22 protein-coding genes and 4 pseudogenes are annotated in these 24,292 nt (G+C 61.1%); 20 read left to right on the top strand and 6 right to left on the bottom strand.

The window, feature by feature from the left end; genetic code table 11:
- Positions 1 to 944: 944 nt before the first annotated feature.
- Positions 945 to 1,334 (top strand): response regulator, encoded by a 390-nt coding sequence (locus B5V03_RS24130; RefSeq protein WP_129272874.1) that lies wholly within the window; start codon positions 945 to 947, stop codon positions 1,332 to 1,334.
- Between the two features lie 404 nt (positions 1,335 to 1,738).
- On the opposite strand, the gene B5V03_RS43050 is transcribed toward B5V03_RS24130, so the two are convergent.
- Positions 1,739 to 1,924: a DUF2934 domain-containing protein gene (locus tag B5V03_RS43050; RefSeq protein WP_129272873.1), complete on the bottom strand. Its 186-nt coding sequence runs from the start codon at positions 1,922 to 1,924 to the stop codon at positions 1,739 to 1,741.
- Positions 1,925 to 2,125: 201 nt separating this feature from the next.
- The gene (locus B5V03_RS24120) at positions 2,126 to 2,572 is read right to left on the bottom strand and encodes a hypothetical protein (RefSeq protein ID WP_129272872.1); all 447 of its coding nucleotides are present in this window, start codon (positions 2,570 to 2,572) and stop codon (positions 2,126 to 2,128) included.
- A 330-nt stretch (positions 2,573 to 2,902) separates the two neighbouring features.
- Here B5V03_RS24120 and B5V03_RS24115 point away from each other — a divergent pair, with 330 nt between their 5' ends.
- From B5V03_RS24115 to B5V03_RS24100, 4 genes are all read left to right on the top strand, one after another.
- Positions 2,903 to 4,126, top strand: coding sequence for a sensor histidine kinase (locus tag B5V03_RS24115; RefSeq protein WP_129272871.1), 1,224 nt, complete (start codon positions 2,903 to 2,905; stop codon positions 4,124 to 4,126).
- 46 nt (positions 4,127 to 4,172) lie between these two features.
- Positions 4,173 to 4,550 carry a response regulator gene (locus B5V03_RS24110; RefSeq protein WP_129272870.1) on the top strand — a complete coding sequence of 126 codons (378 nt, stop codon included), beginning with the start codon at positions 4,173 to 4,175 and terminating at the stop codon, positions 4,548 to 4,550.
- Between the two features lie 33 nt (positions 4,551 to 4,583).
- Positions 4,584 to 5,315, top strand: a complete 732-nt coding sequence (locus B5V03_RS24105; protein ID WP_129272869.1) for a PRC-barrel domain-containing protein — start codon at positions 4,584 to 4,586, stop codon at positions 5,313 to 5,315.
- Between the two features lie 265 nt (positions 5,316 to 5,580).
- On the top strand, positions 5,581 to 7,542 hold the full coding sequence (locus B5V03_RS24100; RefSeq protein WP_129272868.1) for a hybrid sensor histidine kinase/response regulator: 1,962 nt from the start codon (positions 5,581 to 5,583) through the stop codon (positions 7,540 to 7,542).
- Positions 7,543 to 7,738: 196 nt separating this feature from the next.
- On the opposite strand, the gene B5V03_RS24095 is transcribed toward B5V03_RS24100, so the two are convergent.
- Positions 7,739 to 9,097, bottom strand: a complete 1,359-nt coding sequence (locus B5V03_RS24095; RefSeq protein WP_129272867.1) for a transposase — start codon at positions 9,095 to 9,097, stop codon at positions 7,739 to 7,741.
- 395 nt (positions 9,098 to 9,492) lie between these two features.
- Between B5V03_RS24095 and B5V03_RS42455 the strand changes: the two genes are divergently transcribed.
- The 3 genes and pseudogenes from B5V03_RS42455 to B5V03_RS24080 form a co-directional block, all read left to right on the top strand.
- Positions 9,493 to 9,819, top strand: a complete 327-nt coding sequence (locus tag B5V03_RS42455) for an SAM domain-containing protein (protein ID WP_245502320.1) — start codon at positions 9,493 to 9,495, stop codon at positions 9,817 to 9,819.
- An 88-nt stretch (positions 9,820 to 9,907) separates the two neighbouring features.
- The gene (locus B5V03_RS24090) at positions 9,908 to 12,844 is read left to right on the top strand and encodes an AAA family ATPase (RefSeq protein WP_245502319.1); all 2,937 of its coding nucleotides are present in this window, start codon (positions 9,908 to 9,910) and stop codon (positions 12,842 to 12,844) included.
- Positions 12,845 to 13,552: 708 nt separating this feature from the next.
- Positions 13,553 to 13,921: pseudogene (locus B5V03_RS24080) on the top strand (molybdopterin cofactor-binding domain-containing protein); the annotation flags it as partial.
- 43 nt (positions 13,922 to 13,964) lie between these two features.
- On the opposite strand, the pseudogene B5V03_RS42450 reads toward B5V03_RS24080, so the two are convergent.
- Both B5V03_RS42450 and B5V03_RS42770 read right to left on the bottom strand, forming a co-directional pair.
- Positions 13,965 to 14,378 (bottom strand): annotated as a pseudogene (locus B5V03_RS42450) (hypothetical protein); the annotation flags it as partial.
- A 76-nt stretch (positions 14,379 to 14,454) separates the two neighbouring features.
- Entirely contained in the window at positions 14,455 to 14,577 is a 123-nt protein-coding gene (locus tag B5V03_RS42770) for a hypothetical protein (protein WP_283811545.1), read from the bottom strand.
- A 320-nt stretch (positions 14,578 to 14,897) separates the two neighbouring features.
- Between B5V03_RS42770 and B5V03_RS24070 the strand changes: the two genes are divergently transcribed.
- From B5V03_RS24070 to B5V03_RS24020, 11 genes and pseudogenes are all read left to right on the top strand, one after another.
- Positions 14,898 to 15,860: a DUF3618 domain-containing protein gene (locus B5V03_RS24070; RefSeq protein WP_164988242.1), complete on the top strand. Its 963-nt coding sequence runs from the start codon at positions 14,898 to 14,900 to the stop codon at positions 15,858 to 15,860.
- A gap of 10 nt (positions 15,861 to 15,870) precedes the next feature.
- Positions 15,871 to 16,530: a hypothetical protein gene (locus B5V03_RS24065; RefSeq protein WP_129272866.1), complete on the top strand. Its 660-nt coding sequence runs from the start codon at positions 15,871 to 15,873 to the stop codon at positions 16,528 to 16,530.
- Entirely contained in the window at positions 16,527 to 16,943 is a 417-nt protein-coding gene (locus tag B5V03_RS24060; protein ID WP_129272865.1) for a phage holin family protein, read from the top strand. Before B5V03_RS24065 ends, B5V03_RS24060 begins: the two co-directional genes overlap by 4 nt.
- The gene (locus B5V03_RS24055) at positions 16,940 to 17,671 is read left to right on the top strand and encodes a hypothetical protein (RefSeq protein WP_129272864.1); all 732 of its coding nucleotides are present in this window, start codon (positions 16,940 to 16,942) and stop codon (positions 17,669 to 17,671) included. The genes B5V03_RS24060 and B5V03_RS24055 overlap by 4 nt, the downstream gene beginning before the upstream one ends.
- A 67-nt stretch (positions 17,672 to 17,738) precedes the next feature.
- On the top strand, positions 17,739 to 18,200 hold the full coding sequence (locus tag B5V03_RS24050; RefSeq protein WP_129272863.1) for a YidB family protein: 462 nt from the start codon (positions 17,739 to 17,741) through the stop codon (positions 18,198 to 18,200).
- Between the two features lie 26 nt (positions 18,201 to 18,226).
- Complete coding sequence (locus B5V03_RS24045; RefSeq protein WP_129272862.1) at positions 18,227 to 18,490, top strand: GlsB/YeaQ/YmgE family stress response membrane protein; 264 nt, start codon at positions 18,227 to 18,229, stop codon at positions 18,488 to 18,490.
- A gap of 621 nt (positions 18,491 to 19,111) precedes the next feature.
- Positions 19,112 to 19,234 (top strand): annotated as a pseudogene (locus B5V03_RS42060) (CopG family transcriptional regulator); the annotation flags it as partial.
- The gene (locus B5V03_RS42055) at positions 19,235 to 19,408 is read left to right on the top strand and encodes a hypothetical protein (protein ID WP_245502323.1); all 174 of its coding nucleotides are present in this window, start codon (positions 19,235 to 19,237) and stop codon (positions 19,406 to 19,408) included.
- 471 nt (positions 19,409 to 19,879) lie between these two features.
- Positions 19,880 to 20,293 carry a response regulator gene (locus tag B5V03_RS24030; RefSeq protein WP_129272861.1) on the top strand — a complete coding sequence of 138 codons (414 nt, stop codon included), beginning with the start codon at positions 19,880 to 19,882 and terminating at the stop codon, positions 20,291 to 20,293.
- An 84-nt stretch (positions 20,294 to 20,377) separates the two neighbouring features.
- A complete protein-coding gene (locus B5V03_RS24025; RefSeq protein WP_129272860.1) occupies positions 20,378 to 21,166 on the top strand; it encodes an alpha/beta fold hydrolase in 789 nt (262 codons plus the stop codon).
- Positions 21,167 to 22,309, top strand: a complete 1,143-nt coding sequence (locus B5V03_RS24020; protein WP_129272859.1) for a PAS domain-containing sensor histidine kinase — start codon at positions 21,167 to 21,169, stop codon at positions 22,307 to 22,309.
- An 11-nt stretch (positions 22,310 to 22,320) separates the two neighbouring features.
- On the opposite strand, the pseudogene B5V03_RS24015 reads toward B5V03_RS24020, so the two are convergent.
- A pseudogene (locus tag B5V03_RS24015) lies at positions 22,321 to 22,807 on the bottom strand (3'-5' exonuclease); the annotation flags it as partial.
- A gap of 476 nt (positions 22,808 to 23,283) precedes the next feature.
- On the opposite strand from B5V03_RS24015, the gene B5V03_RS24010 reads away from it, so the two are divergent.
- The gene (locus tag B5V03_RS24010; protein ID WP_129272858.1) at positions 23,284 to 24,273 is read left to right on the top strand and encodes an NADP-dependent oxidoreductase; all 990 of its coding nucleotides are present in this window, start codon (positions 23,284 to 23,286) and stop codon (positions 24,271 to 24,273) included.
- The last annotated feature ends 19 nt before the right edge of the window (positions 24,274 to 24,292 follow it).

The following is a 24,292-nucleotide window of genomic DNA, read 5'->3' as shown; positions in this document are numbered from 1 at the left end:
CTAATTCACTAACGACACGTCAATTCTTTGGCATGTGAGCAAGACTGACCAGCGCCGAACGCAGCAGCGGTTTCACAGTGGTTCCATCACCGTCCAACACGGCAACTACCGGTGACTGAGAGTTCTGTAAGGCTCCCGCCTGATCAAGGCGTGCAAGATGTTCCACCATCCCCGAACGCTATGTCCAACGTGTCGAACAGAAGCGGTGCTGGCTCGGATTACGCCCGGCCACTTTGGCTTCGATATCCGGACGTTTGAGTGCCCCGCGTGCAAGGACGTCCACCAGCTTGTGGCCGATCTGGTTGATCCGATGAAATCCCCACGAACAACCGGCTGGCTCCACGGCCAACTGCAACCGCCGAGGTAGCGGCTGCACGTTATTGAGCCGGGTTTTCGTATGAGGGCCTTGAATACACAGGCACAGTGCCAATCTCACGTCCGTCATCGCTGACTATGGCGATGCGACGCTAGGATCATCTTCAGGCTTATCAAGTGCAACGCCGATGGCAGCGTCGTCGCCCTGATGATTGCGGCAATATCGTCGTCGCAAACAAAGCCCGATGAATCAAAAAGCCTGTGGTCATCCTCAACATCAAAAAAATAGCGGGCATTGGCAACCTCCAGATGCCGAGTTCTTGCGGAAGGCGTTGTTCCGATAGGGGCCGCATCAGTTGGCGGCCTCTTTCATAACCCGACTAAACCTGCCATGTCGCTTGATGGCCCATCAGCGAAGTCGCCGAGCGCTTCGTTGAGGTCCGCTCAGTACGGCAAGGCCGACCAGATTTGCTCCGGTTGAGTTCTTCGCATTTTGACCCACCGCGGGCTCCAGAGCGTCGAGCTGCCTCTAGGCACTGGACCGGCTTGTGCAATAGTGTTCACAAAGGAACATAACCCTCCATCGTGAGTTCCTTCCTCGGGCGCAGCAGGGTGCGCAGGGGACAACCATGCAAGGCGCGGCAATCATAATCCTCGTGGTCGAAGACGATCAGCTTATCCGCGACATGGTGGCCGACGCATTGTCCGATGGCGGTTTTGAAGCCGAGGTCGCCGTCAGTGGAGAGGATGCAGTTATTCTTCTGCAGGGTGACCAAATCAAGTATCGCGCGCTCATCACCGATATAAATTTGTTCGGTACACTCGATGGCTGGCAAGTCGGCCACCGCGCGAGGGAGCTAAATCCGGACATCCCAGTCATCTACATGACGGGCGCTGCGGCCGATCAATGGTCCGCGCACGGCGTCCCCAACAGCATTTTGTTAAACAAGCCATTTGCACCTGCGCAAATCGTGACCGCCGTATCTCAACTTCTGAACACCGGAGCGCCGCCAGCGTAGTGTAACCCTCCTGAGGGAGGGGACGTCAGTAGCCCAGCAGAGTATCTACTTATGCTTATCCTCATTGACCCTCCTGAACAGCGTTCGCGGCTAATCGAAAATATCCGGCGCCGCATGGGTGAAGAGATCGAGGAAGTTGCCTTGATCATTTGCGAAGGCAAGTCCGCCGAACGCTCCCTGCGACGATTGCAAACGCTTACAATGCTGCTCACGTCGATGAAGTAGCTACGGCTCCGACTCGGCTTCTATCCTGGCGGATGGTTGGCCGCGGGTCCGCTCAAGAAAACTCGCGTCGACAGAAGGTTCGTCGAACGGTACCGAACGCGAGACGTCCCGCCAAATGGCGAGGCGGTTCAGAGGACAGTCTTTGCCCTTGAAATGGCCGCGAAGTTGTTTCTAGGAGATCAAATCCTGTGTCCCCTGGAAGCAACCGGCGGATAGGCAGCATGTGTGTCGGCGTCCAATTGCTCTATAGCCCGGTGCCAGTATTCTTCCGCTCGCCCCTCTTGGCGGCCCTCGAGTGCCCAAAGCTGGTAGGCCCGCTCTCGGATGCGCCGTTCTTGATCGTAATGAGTGTTGGAATCGGGCATGTCTTGAGCCTTGGATGTTGCGGCGGCCGTTGCCGATGGGATCTTGCCATTGGGGCGTCCGGCGGACCGTCACTTGAGACCGTAGCGGATCACATATCGGAAGCACACCTATAAGAATGCAGCATGGTGCTCAGGTGTCCCAGTAACTACGTTAATCTGTCCGTGGGACTCACCTTAAAGTCAGGCCGTGTTGGCTCTCCATCACTCCTCAATCACCATCTCCACCAGCTTGGCTATTTTGGCTCGCGTCAGATCACCGGAGTTGGAAATGTAGGGCTCGACATCCGGGGCAAAAACAAAAGGGATACCCTTCTTGGTCCCGCTGTCACCGATGCGAGTTACAACGATGTTGCCGAATGCAGTTGAGATGCTGGTCGGAGCACCATTGCCCACGGTAAAAGAAACCCCCACTGGACGGTGCTCGTTGCGCTCAATCTGGGGAGCAAAGGAGAACTGCTCTTCGCCCAAATGGTGCTTCAGCTCCTCCAGAAAAGGTATGACTTCGCGCTCCATCGCCTGCTTGCAGTGCTCGATGTCGGCGGTTCGCTTATCCTTGTTTTCTGCGGCGATAATCGTCTGCCTCTCTTTTTCGACGACCGCTGCGGATATTTTCTGTCGAAATTTCTCAGCCAGCTGCTCGGCGTTCATTCTTGTTCCAATCGAGCTCGGCCCCACCTCACTATGTATTTCATAGGACTACGGCTTATCGGCGGCACCGACGACTGAACGCGATCGATCGGAGCACGTAGCGATGTCGCTCCGGACATGCCGCTGCGTGGATTGGCGAGCCGTAGGAACGAGGCGCCCGTGCCCCGTTTGTTTATGGGCGGACTGACGAGAGGGCAGACGTTGCATAGGAACCATGAGCGGCCAAGACCGTTGTTGAATGTCCTCCTCCGGCAGTTGGTAGGGTGCTTCTCTAAGCACCGTGTATGGCCATCGTCTCTGCGAAGACGCTACCCAGAACTGGCAAGCTAAATGACCTCTGAACCGAGGCTGGTTTCGTCCACGGCCGTCGATGCTTTCCCGGATCGCCAGGATGAGCTTCCATATCGTCGCCGCCAACAGGCTCTCCTCAGGGATTTCGGCACGGCTACACTACAAACCCGCGACTTCCGGCAAATTCTTCAGCACGCGGTCGAACTCAGTGCCCGCGGTCTGGGATGCTCATACGCCAAGGTTCTCGAATATCTTCCCGATGAACAGCGTTTGATAGTACGTGCCGGCATCGGTTGGCCGGCGGGGACGGTCGATCATGCAACGCTTGGCGCCGATATCGAATCGCCCGCCGGCTTCGCCTATCAGACAGGGCAGTCGGTGATCTCCAATCACTTGGAGGAAGAGACTCGGTTCCGAACGCCGAAACTTCTGGCGGAACATGGCATCAAGCGCGCGATCAACGTGCTTATCAGGCGTGGCGGCGAGGGCGACACGCCGTTCGGTGTTCTCGAAGCTGATAGTCACTATCCCGGCCAATTCGACGATGCGGATGCGGATTTTCTCGCAGGCTTTGCAGGTCTTCTCGGAATTGCCATTGAACGCCAACACGCCGACGCCAAGCTTCAGGAAGCCCTCGATCACGAGGCCTTGCTGACGCGAGAGATGAGCCATCGGGTTAAAAACAGCCTCACATCAGTCGTGGGCCTGCTACGTGTTCAAGCACGCGGCTCAGAGTCGCTGGACGTGAAGCGCGCACTCGAAAATGCCGCTATGCGCGTCGCGTCAATAGCGGAAGTTCATGATCATCTCTGGCGAGGCAGCAAGATTGGATATGTCGATCTCTCGGACTTCGTCAGTCACCTTTGCCAAAACCTTCAGAGTTCGGCGCCGGAACACAGGCTTCAATCGCGATCGGATCCCATTATCATATCCGCCGACAAGGCCATTCCTTTGGGCTTGCTGGTCAACGAGCTCGTCACAAACGCGATTAAATATGCCTACGTCGATGGGCCGGGTGTCGTCATGGTAGACGCCCGCGAAATCGACGGGCATCTGCGCGTTGAAATCTCCGATGAGGGCGCAGGGCTACCCGACGGATTTGACATCAACCAACCTCGGAAGAGCCTCGGATTCCGGGTTATCAGCGGCCTGGTCAGACAGTTGATGGGCGAAATTACCATCTCAAAAAACATACCAAGGGGGGCGCTGTTCACGATCAGATTTCCTCTCGATCACCCTGCACGATCGCCTGATGCGAGCTAAACACCCACTGCGGGTGTAGGCGTCGATTCTTGAGAGTTCTGTTCGTATGCCCTTCGTCATTTCAACCATCCAAGTCCTAGTTGTCGAAGACGAGGCATTCATTCGCATGGATGTGGTCGACATGCTCCGCGCCGCCGGCTTCGATATTCTGGAGGCAGCCAACGCGGACGAGGCCATTCTGTTACTCGAAAGCCACTCCAATATTCGCCTTATATTCACCGACATCGATATGCCGGGTTCAATGAACGGCCTGAAACTCGCGGCGGCCGTCAGGGAGCGCTGGCCGCCAATCAGGATCGTCGCAACTTCAGGGCATTTCAAAGTACGAGCCGGTGATCTTTCGGCGGACGCGCGGTTTATCCCCAAACCCTGCATGCCCGTGCAAATAATCGACGCTATCCATGAGCTGACGAGCACGGTGTGATGAACAATTCGAATCGCCGAAAGGTAGGTTGCAATGAAGACCCGACAAACCATTTTCATGGCCGCGCTAATAGTTTCCGGCGGTGTCACCCAGGCGCTGGCAGATTGCCAGATTGCCGACGCGGGGCTTGAAGAGGCGATTCAGCAAAATCCCCGGCTTCGAGGCCCGGCCAACAGTCAGTCCGTGCGCGACCTCCGAAGTTTGAGAGATGCCGCTTTCACGCTTCGATCCTATGGACGCCACGAAGACTGCGAGCGTCTCCTCGCCAACATTCGCGAACTTATCGCGGGCCCCCCTATGGGATCCCTTGGAGACAATGATGAAGAGTCGGCCGACAAGCAAATGGCTGATAGCGAACCCAAAGCCAGGCGCGGGGCATCGTCTGGGAGCAGGGACAAGAAAGGCGCCAGGCCGTTAATGAAGATAGATCAACTTACGCCCGGCTTGAGGACCGACGAGATGATTGGGGCGGAAGTTCGCAGCTCCGATGACAAGATCGTTGGCGAGGTGCGAAACATCGTGTTCGGCACCAAAGATGGGACGGACTACGCGATTGTCGCGTCGGGAGGTTTTTTCACGACCGGCAAGGACAGCATTGTTGTACCGATCCGATCTCTCAAGGTGACGCAGGATCGATCGAGCTTCTTTCTTCCAATTGCAAAAGAAGTCATGAAAACGGTGCCTGTTATGCCTGATCAAGACTACAAGTGGCTCTCTGACCAGGCCTGGCGCGTCCACAACGATGCATTTTTTGGAAAGCCCTAGGTCCTGATCACTTTGTACATGTGCCTCCCACAGCCTGAGCTCATCCGGGCGTCGGTCGGCGCCTAGGGATGTGGAAGCTACAGATGGACGCCGTCCTTCGTTGCGGCATCTCATTCAGCGACAGGAAAACCCGCTCGTAGCCCACGAACGGAATTCATATCCCCTCGACAGCGGCCGGGCCTGCGCGCCCAAGTGGGGAGCGGTGCGGAACTATGCGTTGTCAACACGGTTGTCTAGTGTTCCCTCCTCCGTTGGAGCCCGCCGTTTGCAAAGCCCAAAGTCAAAACTGGACGGGATCGGAGATGCCGCGCGCCTTCAATTGCTTATCGACGCAATCATTGACTACGCCATCTACATGATCGACGTCGACGGTACGGTGCGGAGCTGGAATTCCGGCGCTCAGCGGTTGAAGGGTTACTCGCCGGACGAAATCATCGGCAAGTCGTTCGCATCATTCTATACGCCCGAGGATCGCGCAAAAGGACTGCCAGAACGCGCCCTGCGCGTCGCAACGCAAGCAGGGCGCTTCAGTGCCGAGGGCTGGAGAGTTCGCAAAGATGGCGGTCGTTTCTGGGCATCGGTGATCGTCGATGCCATCCGCAATGAAGGCGGTGAACTGATCGGGTTTGCCAAGGTCACGCGAGACATCACTGAGCGGCAGCAAGCCCACGAAGAGCTTCTCAATAGTGAGCGGCGCTACCGCCAACTGATCGAAGCCGTGGTCGATTACGCGATCTTTCAGCTCGACCCGCTAGGCAACGTGACAACCTGGAATCCGGGAGCGGAGCGGATCAAGGGCTACACGCCGCCGGAGATCATCGGTCGGCATTTCAGCGCTTTTTATACTCCCGAGGACATCGAGCTTGGTGTGCCAACACGTGCGCTTTCCGAGGCGGCAGTGCAGGGACGCTTCGAAGCGGAAGGGTGGCGCCTGCGAAAAGATGGCTCCCGCTTTTGGGCGTCGGTCATCATCGATCGCATCATGGACGAGACTGGAGGCATCGTCGGGTTTGCCAAAGTCACGCGCGACGTTACGGACCGGAAGCGCGCCGAGCACGAGCTCAAGCACGTTCAGGAGCAACTCGCCGCATCCCAAAAGCTGGAAGCGGTGGGGCAACTCAGCGGCGGGATCGCGCACGACTTCAACAATCTGCTGATGATCGTTCTTGGCAATCTCGAAACGGCTGAACGGCACGCCATGGTGCCTGGAGCCAATCTGAACCGCGCGGTCGCAAACGCCAAACGAGGCGCGCAGAGAGCCGCGGCGTTGACCAGCCGCTTGCTGGCGTTCTCGCGCCGACAGGCGCTCGATCCCAAGCCGATCAATGTGAACAACTACATCAACAGTCTGCAGGAATTCCTTCAGCGCACACTCGGAGAGCGCATCGAGGTCCAAGCGGTCGGAAGTGCGGGTCTGTGGGAAATCGAAGCCGACGCGAATCATCTGGAGTCAGCCATCGTCAACCTGGCGATCAACGCTCGCGACGCCATGCCTGACGGCGGAAAGCTGACTTTGGAAGCTGCCAACATCGCCGCCGACGAGGATTATTGCCGTCTCAATCCCGAACTGGCGCCCGGTCATTACGTCGCCATTTGCGTGACGGACACCGGAGGCGGAATGTGGCGGGACGTTCTCAGTCACGCCTTCGAGCCCTTCTTTACCACGAAGGAGCCGGGCCACGGCACCGGCCTTGGCCTGAGCCAGGTCTATGGCTTCGTCAAACAATCCGGAGGCCACGCAAAAATCTACAGCGAGGTGGGGCAAGGCACGACGATCAAGATGTATTTCCCGCGCTTTTCCGGGAGTGCCCGACATGAGGAAGTGGCATCTGAGGAACTCGCCGAGGGTGAGCTATTCGAGACCATTCTCGTCGTCGAGGATGATGACGACCTTCGCAGCTACATTTCCGACGTTCTGCGCGAACTCAACTACCGCGTCCTCTCGGCCCGCAGCGCTCAAGCCGCTCTGACTATCCTCCTGCAGGATGATTCGAAGGTCGACCTTCTCCTCACCGACGTGGTCATGCCGGGAATCAATGGACGCGAACTTGGCAGGCGCGCGCACCAAATTCGGCCGGGTCTGAAGATCCTGTACATGACCGGGTATTCGCGCAATGCCGTGGTCCACCAGGGAAGGCTTGACGAAGGCGTCAATCTGCTGGAGAAGCCGATCTCTCAAGCGAAACTAGCGCTAAGGGTGCGAGAGATTCTCGACCAGATTGAATGAACCGGCGCGCGACAGCAGCGGCATCTGGGGAACGGCAGGCGCCAGGGACGAACTCTTCCGGTCAGCCCGCAAGCGACTTCCGCTTGTGGCCGATTTTGTTGCAAAAATCGGCTGTAACCGATGATGCCGTTCGGCCATTTCAACTGGGCGACGGGGTTTGGTCCCCGACCCCGACACTCTCTACGCAACTCTTACGCTACGTAATACAGAGAACCTGAGCGGGAGGCGCTCGCGCAACCAGCGATGCGAGCCGCCGCAAGTTCTGGGCGATGGCAGCCAGAACGAACTCATCTTGGGCGCCTTGTGGACCACGCAGTCGAAGCCGGCCGAGCTTCAGGTGTGCAAACCGCATCTCGATCTTCTTGCGCTCGCGACGCGACGTCTCGAAGCCCTCGGTGCCAGCGAACGACCGGGCGACGTCGCGGGCGTGCTCAGGTATGTCGCGCGGAATCTTGCGCGATGGTTCTTTTGGACAGCACTTCGGTTTGAGCGGGCATACATCGCAGTCGAGCTTGCTGGCGCGATACAGAAGCGTCTTGCCCTCGTGCACGGTGCCACTCGTTCCGAGCCGCTTTCCGCCCGGGCAGTGGTAGACATCGCTGGTCGGATCATATCGAAAGTCGCTGCGCGAGAAGGTGCCATCATCCCGCTTCGACTTGTCGAACACGGGGATATGTGGCGCGATACCCTTCTCCTCGACCAGCCAGTTCAGCATCGGAGCCGCCCCGTATGCGGTATCCCCGACAAGCCGCTCCGGCTTGAGGCCGAAGCGCTCCTCCGTTCGCTCGATCATGGTTCTCGCCGCACCGACCTCGGCCTGGCGAATGGCGCGGGACGCCTCGACGTCGACGATAACGCCGAACTTCACGTCGATGAGATAGTTGTCGGAGTAAGCAAAGAATGCCGGTCCTTTGTGAGCTCCGGTCCACTGGGCCGCGGGATCGGACGGCGAAACGAACTTCGGAACGACGTCGCTGGCGGCGCCCCACGCCGTATCGTCGAGGGTGGCCAGATACTCCTTCACAGCGCGGCTTGACCTCGCCGGATCACGATCCTTCCACCAATCCTGACCCGCGATCGAGCGCTGCTTGTTGGCGTCGGCAGCAATCAGGCTCGCATTGACTGCAAAGCCTTCTCCACCAACCAGACCGGCCGCAATGCACGCCTCGACGACACGCTCAAACACCCGGCGAAAAACATCGCCCTCACGGAAGCGCTCGTTCCGGGCGCGCGAGAACGCCGAATGATCTGGGATAGCGTCCTCGATACCGAGCTTGCAGAACCAGCGATAGGCGAGGTTCACCTGCACCTCGCGGCAGATCAGCCGTTCCGAACGGATCGCAAAGACATACCCAACGATCAGCATCCGGATCATCAGCTCCGGATCGATCGATGGACGACCCATCAACGAATAATGAGGTGCAAGTTCGCTGCGAAGCCAGGACAGATCGAGAGCGGTGTCGATCTTCCGCACAAGATGATCTTCGGGGACCGCGTCGCCAAGATGAAACTCGTAGAACAGTTGACCTTGGTCACTCTTCAGACGGCCCATCATGGATCGACCTCACCGAGAATCGCGTCACATAACGGAATCATGCTTCGCGGTCTGTCTCAACCGACTTTTGCAACAGAATCGGCCAACAACGGAAGTAGCCCTCTCACTTGATCACCCCGTCGGCGAGCGCGAGATGCGTCGGTGGGATAGTGACGGTGAGCGTCGTTCTTCGGGAGTCCTCACGGGCTCGCTCCCGGGTTGATCCGCGGGTTCCAACGCTTCACGAGCCAAAAAAACGTGTCTCGTCCCATGGGGTGGGGTAAACTGGCTTTCTCATTCTGGTGCGACGGTCTGATCCGCGAGCGGCTCGACCGACGACGCACGGCTGACGGACCGGCCGACGTGACGACGGCTATAGCCAGTCGATGAGTGCGGCCAAATGTGCGGTGAATGGCATGGATATCTCTGCCTGGCTGCGCGGCCTCGGCCTGGAACGCGACGAGCAGGCATTCCGGGAAAACGCGATCGATGAGGCAATCCTGCCCAAGCTGACCGCGGAGGACCTCAAAGACCTCGGCGTGACGGCGGTCGGCCATCGCCGTATCCTCCTCGATGCGATCGCCGCCTTGCGAGCCGAAAATTTTTGCGAGACGACCGAACGTTCGGTCGAGCCCGACCGTCCCGGCGGCAAGGCTCCCGAAGCGGAACGCCGCCAGCTCACGGTCATGTTCGTCGACCTCGTCGGTTCCACCGCGTTGTCGGCGCGGCTCGATCCAGAGTAGCTGCGCGACATCATTGGCACCTATCACCGCCGTTGCGCCGAAGTGATCACCGGGTCCGGGCTTTGTTGCCAAATATCTCGGTGACGGCGTGCTGGCCTATTTCGGTTACCCGCAGGCACATGAGGAGGACGCCGAACAAGCGGTGCGCGCGGGCCTCGCCTTGATCGAGGCCGTGGCGAAGCTCGATGCGGGCCAGGCGAGCTCACTGCAGGTGCGTGTCGGCATCGCCACCGGCCTTGTGGTCGTCGGTGATCTCCTCGGTGAGGGCGCCGCCCAGGAACAAGCGGTCATTGGCGAAACCCCTAATCTTGCGGCACGGCTACAGGGGCTTGCCGAACCGAACTCGGTTGTCATCGCAGACGACACGCGCCGCCTGCTTGGCGGTCTGTTTGATTATTGCGATATGGGCACATTGCCAATTGCGGGAATTGACTATCCGGTGCGTGTCTGGCGGGTCGTGGGCGCGAGCCTGGTCGGCAGTCGGTTCGAGGCCCTACGCGCCGCCAGCACGCCGTTGATCGGTCGCGAGGAAGAGATCGCATTGTTGACGCGGCGCTGGGAGCGGGCCAAGGCCGGCGACGGTGCCGTCGTCCTGATCGTGGGCGAGCCGGGCATCGGCAAGTCGCGCATCGCCCAAACCCTGCTGGAGCAGTTGGGCGAGGCACACACGCGGTTGCGTTATTTCTGCTCGCCACATCATCAGCACAGTGCCCTTTATCCAAGCATCACCCAGCTCGAGCAGGCGGCTGGATTTCGGCGCGAGGATACGGCCGAGACCCGCTTGGATAAGCTTATTGCGGTGCTGGCTCTGGCCAACGAGGAGCTGAGCGAAGCTATCCCGCTCTTGGCGGACTTGCTGTCGATACCGACCGGCGACCGCTACCCGCCGCTCAATCTCACGCCGCAGAAGCGCAAAGAGAAAACACTTCATGTGCAACTTGCGCAGGTCGAAGGACTCGCGGCGCAGCAGCCGCTGCTGATGCTATGGGAGGACATTCACTGGAGCGACCCCACCACGCTGGAGTCGCTCGATCTGCTCATAGATCGAGCCGCGACGATGCGGGTTCTGATGATTCTCACCTTTCGACCCGAGTTCACGCCGACCTGGGTCGGCCGTCCGCACGTAACGTTGCTCAGTCTCAACCGCTTGCCCCCTCGGCACCGCGCCGAGATGATCGCGCACGTAACCAGGGGCAAGACATTGCCCACGGAGATTGCAGATCAGATCATCGATCGCACCGATGGCGTGCCGTTGTTCATCGAGGAGCTGACCAAGTCAGTCGTCGAGAGCGGATCGATGACCGATGCCGGAGACCATTATTCCCTGGCCGGCCCGCTGGTTCCTTTGGCGATCCCGACAACGCTCCAGGCCTCGCTTCTGGCCCGGCTCGACCGATTGGCGCCCACTCGCGAAGTGGCGCAGATCGCAGCGGCGCTCGGGCGGCAGTTTTCTCACGAGCTGATCAGCGCCGTCGCCGAAATGTCGCCAGCGCGGCTGGAGAGCGCTTTGGAGCAGCTCATGCGCGCCGAGCTGGTGTTCCGGCGCGGGACGCCGCCTGATGCCACCTACACCTTCAAGCACGCGCTGGTGCAGGACGCCGCCTACAGCACCTTGCTGCGCACCCGACGGCAGCAACTGCATGGCCGGATTGCCAGCACGCTGGAACGCCAGTTTCCAGAGATTGCAGCGGCCCAGCCTGAGCTGATGGCGCAGCATTGTGCCAGCGCTGGCATGGTTGAAAAGGCGATCGCGTATTGGGACCAAGCCGGGCGGTCGGCCGTCCAACGTTCGACGATGGCCGAGGCGGCTGCGCACTTTGGCAAGGCGCTCAAGCTGCTCGTCAGCCTGCCGAAAAGTCCGGAGCGAGGGTCCGACGAACTTTCGCTTCGGCTCGCCCTCGCCGGGGCTCTGACGGCAGCCGAGGGATGGGCATCGCCTCAGGCCGCTGAAGCGTATGCCCGTGCCCGCGAGCTGTGCCGTGAGGCCCCGGCGGGAGCCCAGGCCGCGATGGCCCTGAACGGCGCCCACTCGGTCTTGCACAATCACGCCGAGATCCGCGCCGCTCATCAGCTCGCGGAAGAGTTTGCCGCGCTTTCCGAAGGCCGAAATGACCGCGACACCCAGCTGATAACGCACAAGTGCTTGGGCCTCAGCCTTCTGTTTCGCGGCGAATTCAGCCGTGCGCTCCACCATCTGCAGCACGCGCTCAGCTTCTATGATCAGACTGAGCACCGACTTCCGAAGCTGACGCCCCACGATCAGCGCGTTGCCTGCGAGAGCTTTGTCGGATGGACACTTCTGCTGCTGGGACAAGCGGAACAGGCGCTGGCGCAAAGCCGACGCGCGCTGGCTTGGGCGCGCGAGCTGTCGCATCCTTATTCCTTGGCATTCGCTCTGCACGTCAACTGTGTCTTTCACCAAATTCGCGGCGACGGAGCGATCCTTGAGGAACGATCCGAGCAGCTGGTGGCACTCGCCACCCAGCATGGTTTTCCGCACCTCGTGGGAACAGGGACCTGTTTCCGAGGATGGGCCACGCTCGCGATGGGAGGATCGATCGAGGAGGCCATCAGCAGGATGCGGTGGGATCTGGCGACGAAGCGGGCGACGGGTGCCGAGATCAAGGTGCCTTACTATCTTGGTCTTCTGGCGGAAGCGCACCGGCGAGCGAACCGAACCGCCGAAGCGATCAGCCTGTTACATGAAGCCCTGGAGGTGGTCGAGCGAACCGACGAGCGGTGGTACGAGGCGGAGCTGTACCGGCTCATGGCGGGGGTGCTGATCACGACATCGGATCGACACGATGCCGAACGCTGGCTGTGCCGCGCGCTACGAACGGCGCAGCAACAGGACGCGAAGCTTTGGGAATTGCGCGCCGCCACCAGCATGGCCCGCCTTTGGCGCGATCAAGGCGAGCACACCGACGCCCGCGACCTGCTCGCGCCGATCTATGGCTGCTTCACTGAAGACTTCGATACGCGCGACCTGAAAGAAGCCGCCGCGCTACTCGCCGAGTTGGCCTAGAAGGCCCTATTAGCCTACGGCTCGGACGCTTACTGGTGAGGTGTCCGCAATGCCCAAACCTGTCACCGTCATCGCAGGATACGTATGCTGCATCTACCAGCTGATGTGACCCGTCGAACGATGCAGTGGCGCGCCCAAGAGATTCGAACTCTGATCCCCGGATTCGTAGGCTGGTGTCCGGTCAGGGTTCGGACCGTCTTGGTCTGCGACTTCTGCTCCGGGTCAAAAGCGGCGCTCCGGCGCTCGCATACGGCAGGTCTGATCCACCCTTGATAACGGACCTACCTACACTCACGACGCCAACTATCCGTGCGCCGATCCGATCCCCAATAGAGTTCGCGCAATAATCGGGACGCCGCGCACGCCCATCTCGCGAGCGCCACGGCCACCGTACCGCTGAGCCTCGTGGTGGGCAGGCACCACCCGTAAATTTCCCAAGTGCTGGCAACCAGGCGCATTGGTTAAGCTAGTCGGCAGGTTTTGAGCGCCGCACCATGAAAGCACCGAAGCCAAAGCAATGGGCCGAGCGCGAGGTCCAGCAGTTGTTCAAGCTGGCCCGGGCAGGAGCTGGCGTATCAAAGATAGCAGCCGAACTGGGCCGTCACGCCGGATCGGTGAGGCGAATGGCAAGAGCGATGGGGATACTGCTGAAGAAGTAGCCCCGCGCCTCCTGTCAGCTCGACGGGCTAAAAAGCGAGCACGCGACACATCTTCCCGACCGGCGCCGTGACCCTGGTTATTCCGATGGTCGAGATGGGACAGGGCGTTTACACGTCGCTCTCGATACTTCTCGCTGAAGAACTGGAAGTGAAGCTTGACCAGATTCAGGTTCAGCATGCGCCGCCAAATCATGCGCTTTACGTCAGCTCGATCATAGGTATTCAAAACACAGGTGGTTCCGCCTCTATCCGTGCCTTCTGGACACCACTACGTCAGGCAGGGGCAGTGGGTCGTAATCTGCTGATCGCGGCAGCCGCAAAGCGCTGGAATATCGACCCAGCGGCTTGCCGAGCCGAGGATGGCGTCGTGTTCGATGCATCAGGCTCGAAGCATCTGAGCTACGGCGAACTTGCGACGGCTGCGGCGCAATTGCCTGTGCCGCCTGCAGCAGACGTCAAATTGAAGGATCCGAGAAGAGGCCGTAGACCGCGACGAGTGCCGCCAGCGCCGGAAAGATGGCGAGTAGGCTGTAATAGGTCATGCCGGCGGCGAGGGCGAGGACGCGGTGCTCGGAGATGTTGCCGTAGACCCGCAGCAGGATGTCCCTCCACCCGCGCGCCGGAATCTCGGAGGGCGCGGAAGCGAGCCGGCCGCGCTCCTTGCCTTCCGCCGCGACTGCGGCGGCGGAGGTGTCCCGATCGTCCTCCCCCTTCTCAGGAAATGCTTCGTCTTTGTCGCGCGGCGGGTCCACGTTGTTGTCGGCCAGGGCAAGGCGATCCCATATGAACGCTACGGTGAGAAGGCCCAGCGCTGCCGCCAGACTCCATCCGCCGTTATATACAGGCGGGGTATCCGACTTCGGGATCTTGGCCATCGAGTTCCTCCGCGAAATTCAATTGCACCGCGGAGAATGAGTTCCTCGTCGGTCGCCCGCAATGACGGAGGCTGGCTCAGGCGCTCGTGGCGCCGGCCCAGGCGGCCACCTGTCCCGACATGACGAGCTGATCGCGACCGCTGTCCTTGGCGGCGTAGAGCGCGCGATCGGCCGCCGCCACCAGGGAGCCGCAGTCCATCGCACCCTCCGAAGCATGTTGGTCGCCCCGCCGAGGCTCGCCTTGAACACGCGCGCCTAGTCCAGGTCGCGAGACAGCGCCAACGCAGCGGCCAGATGGGAGTGTGCAATCGAGTAATTCCGGTTTGCTTCAACGCAGCGGCGAGTTCACGGCAGCGGCATCCTCGCTCAGCAAGATTTGGAAACCCCCGCGTTATTGTCCTCCGTTGTGTTTTCGAGCGTTCTTGATGCGAGAGCGCTGGACGAGCAACTAGGAACGATCCAACCAAAGGCGAGTTCGTCCTCGAAGCAGAAACAAAAAATAAGCCCAAGAGGATGAACATGACACGATCGGTGGAGGAGCTACGACGCGAGTCCGAGCGTAACCGGGTGGAGTTGGCGGCCACGGTCGACCGTCTGAAGCAGGGGATATCCGACACGACGCGGGATCTGCGGCACATGGTCACGCCTCGGCACGTCAAATCGGAAGTGTCGGACTATGTGAGCGACAAAGCACAAGGCTGGGTCAAAGGGCTCAAACAGCAGGTGATGGATAACCCGATGCGCGCGGTCGCCGCGGGTACCGCAGTGGCTGTACCGCTGCTGCGATTGGCGCGAGGGGTGCCCCTACCGCTTCTCATGATCGCTGCAGGCCTCGCTCTTACCTCCAAGAGCGTGCGCGATCAGGCTGCTGGCGCGGTGTCACCCGTGATGGATGGAGCCAGTCGGTTTATCGATCAAACTGCCGAGAGAGTGCAGGAAGCGAGAAGTGGGGCCCAGGCGAAACTCTCCGAGTCCCAAGGGCAGGCCGCTGGTGCGGTCAACGATGCGATGGATGCGGCCAAGACATCGGCCGACGACCTGAAGGCTCGAGCAACGGAGGCCGCAGGGGCGATCGGTGACAACATCACCAGAGGGATGGACGCCATCAAGGATTCGGCGAACGCCGCTCCAGAACAAGCGCGTCAGATCATCGGTGACAATGCCGCGTTGATCGGAGGACTCGGCATCGCCATCGGCGCAATAATCGCGGCGGCCCTTCCGGAAACGAAGTTCGAAGACCGGACGGCGGGCTCGGCCAGCGACAGCCTGAAGCGGGCTGCAGGCGAAGCGGCTCAATCCGGTTTCGAGGCGGCCAAGGATGCGACGTTGTCCGCCGCCGATGCCGCGACAAGAAGCGTGAGTGAAGCCGATCTCGGGCGGCACGCGAGCCGTATGACCCGGAATCTGGCCGACAACCTCAAGGAAGCGGCCACAGAAGTTGTCGACGCGGCGTTCAGCCCCTCCCGAAATTCGAGCACCTGAGAGACATAACATGAGCGATTCAGACGTGATCAAGCCAACCAACTTCAACCAAGGTAACTCCTCCATCGGTCTGAAGGATCAGATCGGCGATGCAGGGGCCGAGATGAAGCAGCGCGCCGGAGAGGCCCTGCAGGCATCGGCGGACATGGCACGTGACAAGTTCAGCGAAGCCACCGATGCAGCCAAGAACGTCGCCAGCGGCACCGTCGACCAGATCCAAGAACGGGCACGAGAACAGCAGCAGACCGGCGCCGATTTCATCGAGCGCCTGGCCGGCAACTTCCGCCAGGCCGCCGGCGCATTCGAAACTGACGTGCCATTTGCCGCACGCGGCATAAATTCAGCCGCCGACTATGTGGAAGACGCGGCCGCAAAGGTTCGCGACGGCAGCTTTCGCGACCTCGTCGACGGTGCGACCGATTTTGCGAAGCGACAACCCGCGGCATTTCTCGGCCTGTCTGTCTTGGCTGGGTTCGCCGCCGTACGCTTTCTGAAGGCGTCAGGAGGCTCTTCGACCGCGCAGCGGACGGGCTCGGCGACAGCGGCGGAAGCTGGCTCATCCGGGGGCCGAGCCGCCTATGCGAGCAAGGACTTCGGTAGCCAGACGTCTACGGGATCAACTACCGGACAGCAGCAGAAGCCACCTTCGGGGGACGGTAGCGCATCATGAGCATCGAACACGATATCGAAACGGGGAAAAGCGATCTTCGCAACATTTCGGGCCTTGTCGGCGATGCAATGGCTCAGGTGGCGAAGCTTTTCCAGAATGAGGTCGACCTTGCGAAGGCCGAACTTGGCGAAAAGGCGCAAAGGCTCGGCAAAGCATTTGGACTTTTGGCCGGGGGCGCAGTCCTTGTCATCCCCGCCATAGTCATGGCGTTGTTCGCCTTGTCATCCGCGTTGATCAGCGCCGGGTGGTCGCCAACATTGGCCTACCTGACTTCCGCGATTGTCGCCGCTGCGATATCGGGCGCTCTGTTTGCCGTGGGCATCAAGCGGCTGGACGCGCGCAGCCTGACACCGCAGGAGACCATAAGGCAGCTTGAAAAGGACAAAGACACTGTGAAGGGAATGGTGCGATGAGCGGCCCGCAAACCGGCTTTTTTGATAACCTCCTTGCTGCAGCCCGAGAGAACCCGCTTTCCGCCGCGCTAATCGGGGGCGGAGCCCTCTGGCTGCTGGTCGGTGACGAGAAGTTGAAGGGTGCTGCGCGATCCGCCGCCAACGTCGCATCAGACGTCGTCGACAGCGGTGCGAACAATCTGCGGGCTACAGCGTCGGGCTTGCAGCGGACCGCAGCGCCTCCGACCGCCCCGGAGATGGATCATGAAGGAAGCGGCGCACGCGGGACGATACACGCTGCTGCCGAAACTGCAGCCGGCTCGATGTCTGATGCGGCGGACAGCGTCCGCGACCGTTTCGACGAAGGCGTAGCCTACGCTCGCGAACAGTTCGCTAAGATGGGCAATCCTCTACCAACAGAAGACACTTTGGCGAAAGCTCAGTCTTCACTCGGCGATCTCATGGAGAGACAGCCCCTGGTCATTGGCGCCGTTGGCTTGGCGATCGGCGCAGCACTTGCGAGCTCCTTTCGAACGTCTCAGCTAGAAGACGACTACATCGGCGGGGTCAGCGACGAAGTGAAGGATGATCTGGGCAGGCGCGGATCCGCCGTGTCTAATGCGCTGCGCGAAGCTGCCGATACGCTCGTGGCCGAGGCGAGCGACATGGGAGCTGAGGCAGTCGATCGGGTAAAGCAGGTGGGAACGGATGCCACTCGGGCCGCCAAGGAAAAGGCCAAGCAATTGTGAGGGTCGGCGGCCCATGAGGCCGACTTCTTGCGCACTACTATTCCCGTTGGAAATCAGGAGTCGAACTATGAGCCGCGGAATGCCATCGATGACTGCCCTTTTGGGCATGCTCGCGATTGCGGGCTACCAAAATCGCGACAAGTTGGCGGACATGTTCCGCAACGCTACCGCCGGTCAACAGGGGAGCGGTGGCAAGGATTCTCTCAGCGGTATGCTCGGCAATCTTGGGGGCTTGATGGGCGGCGGTGGCGTGGGCTCGCTGCTCAATGGCGGAATCGGCGAGTTGCTCGAGCACTTCAAGCAAAACGGTCACGGCGATGCCGCGCAGTCCTGGATCAATCAGGGACCGAACCGGGAGGTCACCCCGCCCGAACTCCAGCAGGCCATTGGTCCGGACGTCCTGCAGAAACTGGAGCAGCAGACCGGGCTGTCGCAGCGGGAGATTCTCGACCGATTGTCCCGCGAGCTGCCGGCTGCCGTGGACAGATATACGCCCGATGGCCGTCTTCCCGCTTCGGCGGTGGGGTAAACCAACGCACCGCGGGAGGAAAAGACATGGGCATAATTTGGACGGTCATCATCGGCTTTGTCGCAGGCGTGATTGCGAGGTTTATCATGCCCGGTGACAACGAGCCGTCCGGTTTCATCCTGACCACGATCCTCGGAATCGTGGGGGCATTCGTGGCGACCTACCTTGGCCAGGCTCTTGGCTGGTACCGACCTGGGGAAGGCGCAGGGCTGATCGGAGCCGTCGTCGGCGCCATCATCGTGCTGTTCGTCTACGGACTGGTGGCCGGCAGAAGCCGCCGCGCTATCTAGAGCGGAGAACGTGTCTCTGACGCCGACGATCCGCCCGTCCGGCGTGTAGTCGAACTTGACCATCCCGAGCTCGATGATCTCGTCTTTGGCGTAGTCGAGACCCGTCGTCTCGGTATCCAGCAGGATCCCGGTCCTGCAATCCTGCCCGATCGTCGGCTGGCAGGCGGCCCGCGGCACGAGGCGCCGCAGCACCCGGTAGTCGGCCGACCGGCTCAAAGCCTCGGCCATTGCAGTCAGATCCATCGGAGTTTGCAGCATCGGGACTTCGAGGTGTTGCGATCCGGCCAGTCCCGTGTCGCATAAATTTGCGCCGCTAGGTACTTCAGAATCGAGCGATTCACGGTGCTTTCGGGGATGTAGGTCGAGTTCGAGGGGGTCGCGGTAAGACGGAGCCGCGACGGTCTGCTCGATCAATCATAGCCTCTCCTTAGTGGCGACCCCGGTAGTTTCGGCATCGATCCGGAGGCTCCTCAGCTTCGCGCTCCGGTGCCGAAACCGGGTGCCGCGCATCAGGCACGCAGTCCGCACCCAAGCTGAGCTTACCGAGCGCGATCGGCGCCAGCTCCTTTGCCTCTTAAAGTCCTGCATCACCCCTCCATATGCCATCTATTAGCCATCCCCATTCGCACGGCCATCCGCAATCAGCTCGAACGGCACGGGGACGTCGTCAAGCAGTCGACGGCCCGGAAGAGTCTGGACCTCGGGCTGCGAAACTACACGCGCCAGGATGTCCAGTACAAGCGCGTGACACCGCGCTTCTTCGCGGTTTCCAGCTACAAGGGCGACAAGGTCTGGTACGACCGCTGCAACTTCTCGGCGCAGCTAGTCCATTGCGTGCTGATCAACTATCCCGCCGAAGAAGAGCACGCCTGGGACGACGTCGTCACCCGGATCAGCCTGTCCCTCAAGGGCAAGTAGGTCGCCACCGGATCCGCGGAACGACTGCGCCGGCGTGCCCGGCCTTGCGGGACATCGCCTCGGCCCGCATGACGGCGGCGTTGGCGCTGAAGCACTCCGTTGCCTCCCCGGCGGCCACGCCGTCGTCGGAGAAAACGAACGGAGAGCGACATAGTAGGTCACGTCAGACATCTGGCTCGTCCTTGCGGCGTTCGCGCTCCCTTGGAAGCCGTCCCCGGGCGTGGCCGGTCGACGGAGCGTTAGGCCGGGACGACTCCGGCTGCCGACACGGATCCTTCGGACCGCGGGCTGATCCTGCCGGTTAGCCGGGTCTGAGAATGCGGAGGCTCGGGCTCGTCTACCTGTGCCGTGGGCCCTTTCCGCGCTTGGTCTGGCCGGCCCTAAAGTGAACGCTTCGCCCTTTGCTACGTTAGGACAGGTGACACGGTTTGCACTTGGACTTGCTGGTGCCATTTTGATGAAAGATGCGAGATGCACCTAAGCAACTCCCAAGACGCTTCAGAACGATCGACAATCCTTCTGGTCGAAGATGAAGATCTCCTTCGTGAGATGCTAGAAGAGACGCTGGTCGAGGCGGGTTACGGTGTCGTAAGCGCCGCTTCCGGCGAAGAGGCCACCGATCTGCTCAACGGAGATCCCCTGCCGCGAGCGCTCGTCACCGACATCAATCTAGGCCGCGCCAGGATGGACGGGTGGGAACTCGCCCGTATCGCGCGGGCGAACGATCCAAGTTGCGTGATCCTTTACGTGTCAGGCGACAGCGCGCATCGCTGGGCCGCCAATGGCGTGCCGCAAAGCCTCCTCTTGGCTAAGCCTTTTGCGCCCGCGGAATTGGTGGAGGCGATATCAGGTCTCCTCACCCGTTCGGGGTCGTTCCAGTCGTAGAAAAACCATGCGCCGCGGCCTATTTTGCGCCTAAGGTGCCTTGCGAAACAACAAGGCGTGCTTCACACGCAAAGGGTGGTCTAGGTGTCCGTTGAATTCCGCAACAACGTGCAGGTCCGGGGGCGCGGTGAGCGGGCCATGATGTTCGCCCACGGCTTTGGGTGCGACCAGAACATGTGGCGCTTCGTGGCGCCGGCGTTTGAGGCGGATTTCGCTACGGTGCTGTTCGACCACGTCGGGGCCGGCCGTTCGGACCTCACCGCTTACGACCGTGGGAAGTATTCGACGCTGTCCGGCTATGCCGACGACGTCGTCGAGATCGGACGCTCGCTGCGCCTGAAGGACGCCGTATTCGTGGGGCATTCCGTCAGCGCGATGATCGGAGTGCTTGCCGCGATCAAGGATCCGACACTCTTCGAGCGCCTGGTGCTGGTGGGGCCTTCGGCGCGCTACATCGACGATGGCGACTACGTCGGTGGCTTCAGCGCCCAGCAGATCGAAGAGCTTCTTTCGTTTCTGGAGGAGAACCACATGGGGTGGTCGGCGCAGATGGCGCCTGCCATCATGGGCAACCCGGAGCGGCCCGAACTTGGCGAGGAACTGACCAACAGCTTCTGCCGTACAGACCCCGCCATCGCTAAGGAGTTCGCCCGCGTCACGTTCCTGTCCGACAACCGTGCCGACCTGGCCAAGGTCAAAGCGCGCACGCTGATTCTCCAGTGCAGCGAAGACATCATCGCCGGACAACAGGTGGGTGCGTACGTCCAACGCAACATCCCAAACAGCAAAATGGTCGTGCTGAAGGCGACCGGCCATTGTCCCAACCTGAGCGCGCCTGACGAAGTCGTCGCCGCAATTCGAGATTTCGTCTGAGTGAACAACAATCATCCTGCCGACAGCGATTTCGAAGACCTCTACGAAAACGCACCCTGCGGCTACCTGTCCGTTCGTCCTGACGGCCGTATCGACCGGGCCAATCGGACCCTTGCGGACTGGATAGGCTACCCGCCCGATGACCTTCCCGGCATGCGGCTCAGCGACCTGCTCAACATGGCGGGGCGCATATTCCTGGAGACCCATGTCGCGCCGCTGCTGCGCATGCAGGGCTTCTTCGACGAGTTCGCGATCGATCTCCTGACCAAAACCGGAACGCGGCTGCCGGCGATCGCCAACGCGCGTGAGCGGCGGACCGACGCGGACGCGCTCCTGTTCACGCGCCTGACGATCATGCGGGCCACGGACCGGCGCCGCTATGAGCGCGGGCTGATCGACGCCCGCAAGGAAAGCGACGAGCTCAAGACCGCACTAGAGGAGCGCCTGCGACAGGAGCGCGAAAACGCCGAACTGCGCGAGCAGTTCATCGCCGTCCTCGGTCATGACTTGCGCAATCCGCTCGCATCGATCGCGGCTGGCGCACGGCTGATGCTCAAGACCAAGACGCCGGAGGACGCGCTGCGGCTAGAGGCCATGATGCAGAGCAGCGTGGGTCGCATGGCCAAGATGATCGAAAGCGTTATGGATTTGGCTCGAGGTCGGCTTGGGGGAGGCATCTCCGTGTCGAAGGCCATCACCGCCATCGAACCCGTTCTCGACCAGGTTGTCGCAGAACTGAGCGCCGCGCACCCCGAGCGGGGCATCGAAACCCATTTTGAGCTCGAAACCCCCGTGTTCTGCGATCCAGCGCGCGTCGCGCAGTTGTTCTCCAACCTGCTCGGTAATGCGATCAGTCACGGGGCACCGGACCTACCCGTGCGTGTCGAAGCGAGCGCCAAGGCAGAAATGTTTGAACTCTCGGTGGCCAACGCGGGCGCGGCCATTCCGGAGGAGGCCCGCAAACGCCTGTTTCAGCCGTTCTACCGAGGAAAGGCACACGGACCGGCCCAAGGACTCGGGCTAGGCCTCTACATCGCAGCCGAGATTGCCAAGGCTCACGGTGGTTCGATCGACGTCGCTTCGTCCGAAGCGGAGACAAGGTTCACGTTCCGCATGCCCTTGGAAGGGGCGCTACGCCCCTAGTCGTCTCGGTTGCGCCAGTCGATCTCCCTCATGCTGCAGCCCCAAGCCTTGTGCTCGAACACGGGCCAGTAGCGCTCGACGAATTTTCTGTCGAAGCCGCTGTTGTGGGCGATGGATGACGGCACTTTCGACGAAGGCGTTCACGGCGGCCTCGTCGATTCTATGGCCAGCGACCATCTCGTTGGTGATGCCAGTCAGTGCCGTCACCTCGGGCGGGATCGGCGCGGACGGCTCGTTGAAGGCCGAAAACGTGTCGCGGACGCCGGCGATGCGGCCGTCGGGCGTGTAGTCGAATTTGACCAGGCCGAGCTCGATGATCTCGTCGCTGGCGTGATCGAGGCCGGTTGTCTCGGTGTCCAGCAGGATGCCCGTCCGGGTCTCCTGTCCCGGGGCCGCCATGGACGTCGGCCGCGGCACGAGACGCCGCAGCACCCGGTAATCCGCCGACCGGCTCAAGGCCTCGGCCATCGCCGCCAGATCCGATGGGTTTTGAAACATCTCTTCTCGTGGTGTCCCTACCGATTGACCGGAAGCCCACGATACCGGGGGCGCCGGCCGGGAGGTATCCGAAAGACAGGCAATTCACGGCCTTTTCGGGAGTGTCGTGCAATTCCAAACTGTTGCGGGGTGAGTTCCTGGAGGCGCGGCGCTCCTGCGAAGGTCCGAGTTGTCTTGCCACCCGGTCTTGCTCGCCTGGCGTGCCCTGATCGGTCCTCCACATCGGGCCGCCTCTCCAGCGATCTCGGAGCCCAGCGTGTCTGAAACCTCTTGCGGCGAACTCTCCGGCGGCCGTTTGTCAGAAAAGGACGTTCGGCTGTCCTGATCCGTAGGATCTTGTCCGTTGTCCAACGCAGGGCTCCATGGCGACATACGGGCAATCCCGCCCGGGCCGAGGAGACGACCGGGAAAACCGCAGCAAGGCTCCCGAGAGTGGTCGGCGCTACTCGCGACGAGCTGAGCGCAAGGAGAGTGAGATGGCCTCGAGCAGCACGGTTACTCAAGTTACGGAAGCGCGGACCGGATCGACGATGATGGCGTGGCGCGTACATGAGTTTGGGCCGCCGCAGGTCATGCAGTTCGAGGCCCTCTCCCGTCCGGAGCCCGGGCCCGGCGAGGTCCTGGTCAAAGTTGCAGCTGCCGGAGTAGGACCATGGGACGGCTGGATCAGAGCCGGAAAGAGCGCATTGCCGCAGCCGCTCCCGCTCACTCTGGGCTCGGACCTTTCAGGTGAAATCGTCGCCGTTGGGCCCGGAGTCTCGCAAGGACGTGCGGGAGAGCAGGTCTACGGTGTTACGAATCCGCGGTTCGTCGGGAGCTACGCCGAGTACGCGTTGGCTTCCGCGGAGATGGTCTCAGGCAAGCCGAACTCGCTAAGTCACGCCGAAGCCGCCTCCGTTCCCGTCATTGCCGTCACCGCATGGCAGGCGCTGTTCGACCACGCGCAACTCAGAGCGGGCCAAACGGTGGTCATTCACGGGGCGGCTGGCAACGTGGGATCCTACGCGGTCCAATTGGCCCGTCATGCGGGTGTGCAGATCGTCGCAACGGTATCGACGGCCGATGCTTCCTTCGTGCGCAACCTTGGCGCCAACACGGTGATCGACTACCGGAGCCAGCGCGTCGAGAAGGAAGTGCGGGATGCGGACGCCGTCATCGATCTCGTCGGCGGCGAAACGCAAAGCCGCTCGTTCCAGGTCCTTCGTCGAGGCGGCAAGCTGATCTCGGCAGTGTCCCGCCCGGATCAGGATCTCGCAAAACACCACGGTGTGGAAGCCACCTTCTTTTTGGTCGACGTCACGAGCCGGTATCTGACGGAAATCGCTCGCCTTGTCGATGCTGGAGAACTGCGAACAAACGTCGGCGTGGTCTTGCCCCTCGCGGATGCGCGTGAGGCTCACTTGATGCTGGAGGGCGCGCGGCCCCGGCCAAAAGGAAAGATCGTGCTCGCGGTCGGAGCGGGCTGACCGATCTCGCGCCTCCTCT

Origin of the sequence: Bradyrhizobium betae (assembly GCF_004123905.1) — a bacterium.
GTDB lineage: Bacteria > Pseudomonadota > Alphaproteobacteria > Rhizobiales > Xanthobacteraceae > Bradyrhizobium > Bradyrhizobium betae_A.
The sequence above is the reverse complement of the archived record's forward strand: the minus strand, read 5'-3'. Positions and strand labels throughout refer to the sequence as shown.

Coding starts and splice junctions, on each gene's coding strand:
- B5V03_RS24130 (WP_129272874.1), top strand. CDS start 945: ATGCAAGGCGCGGCAATCATAATCCTCGTGGTCGAAGACGATCAGCTT.
- B5V03_RS43050 (WP_129272873.1), bottom strand. CDS start 1,924: ATGCCCGATTCCAACACTCATTACGATCAAGAACGGCGCATCCGAGAG.
- B5V03_RS24120 (WP_129272872.1), bottom strand. CDS start 2,572: ATGAACGCCGAGCAGCTGGCTGAGAAATTTCGACAGAAAATATCCGCA.
- B5V03_RS24115 (WP_129272871.1), top strand. CDS start 2,903: ATGACCTCTGAACCGAGGCTGGTTTCGTCCACGGCCGTCGATGCTTTC.
- B5V03_RS24110 (WP_129272870.1), top strand. CDS start 4,173: ATGCCCTTCGTCATTTCAACCATCCAAGTCCTAGTTGTCGAAGACGAG.
- B5V03_RS24105 (WP_129272869.1), top strand. CDS start 4,584: ATGAAGACCCGACAAACCATTTTCATGGCCGCGCTAATAGTTTCCGGC.
- B5V03_RS24095 (WP_129272867.1), bottom strand. CDS start 9,097: ATGATGGGCCGTCTGAAGAGTGACCAAGGTCAACTGTTCTACGAGTTT.
- B5V03_RS42455 (WP_245502320.1), top strand. CDS start 9,493: ATGGATATCTCTGCCTGGCTGCGCGGCCTCGGCCTGGAACGCGACGAG.
- B5V03_RS42770 (WP_283811545.1), bottom strand. CDS start 14,577: ATGGACTGCGGCTCCCTGGTGGCGGCGGCCGATCGCGCGCTCTACGCC.
- B5V03_RS24070 (WP_164988242.1), top strand. CDS start 14,898: ATGACACGATCGGTGGAGGAGCTACGACGCGAGTCCGAGCGTAACCGG.
- B5V03_RS24065 (WP_129272866.1), top strand. CDS start 15,871: ATGAGCGATTCAGACGTGATCAAGCCAACCAACTTCAACCAAGGTAAC.
- B5V03_RS24060 (WP_129272865.1), top strand. CDS start 16,527: ATGAGCATCGAACACGATATCGAAACGGGGAAAAGCGATCTTCGCAAC.
- B5V03_RS24055 (WP_129272864.1), top strand. CDS start 16,940: ATGAGCGGCCCGCAAACCGGCTTTTTTGATAACCTCCTTGCTGCAGCC.
- B5V03_RS24050 (WP_129272863.1), top strand. CDS start 17,739: ATGAGCCGCGGAATGCCATCGATGACTGCCCTTTTGGGCATGCTCGCG.
- B5V03_RS24045 (WP_129272862.1), top strand. CDS start 18,227: ATGGGCATAATTTGGACGGTCATCATCGGCTTTGTCGCAGGCGTGATT.
- B5V03_RS24030 (WP_129272861.1), top strand. CDS start 19,880: ATGCACCTAAGCAACTCCCAAGACGCTTCAGAACGATCGACAATCCTT.
- B5V03_RS24010 (WP_129272858.1), top strand. CDS start 23,284: ATGGCCTCGAGCAGCACGGTTACTCAAGTTACGGAAGCGCGGACCGGA.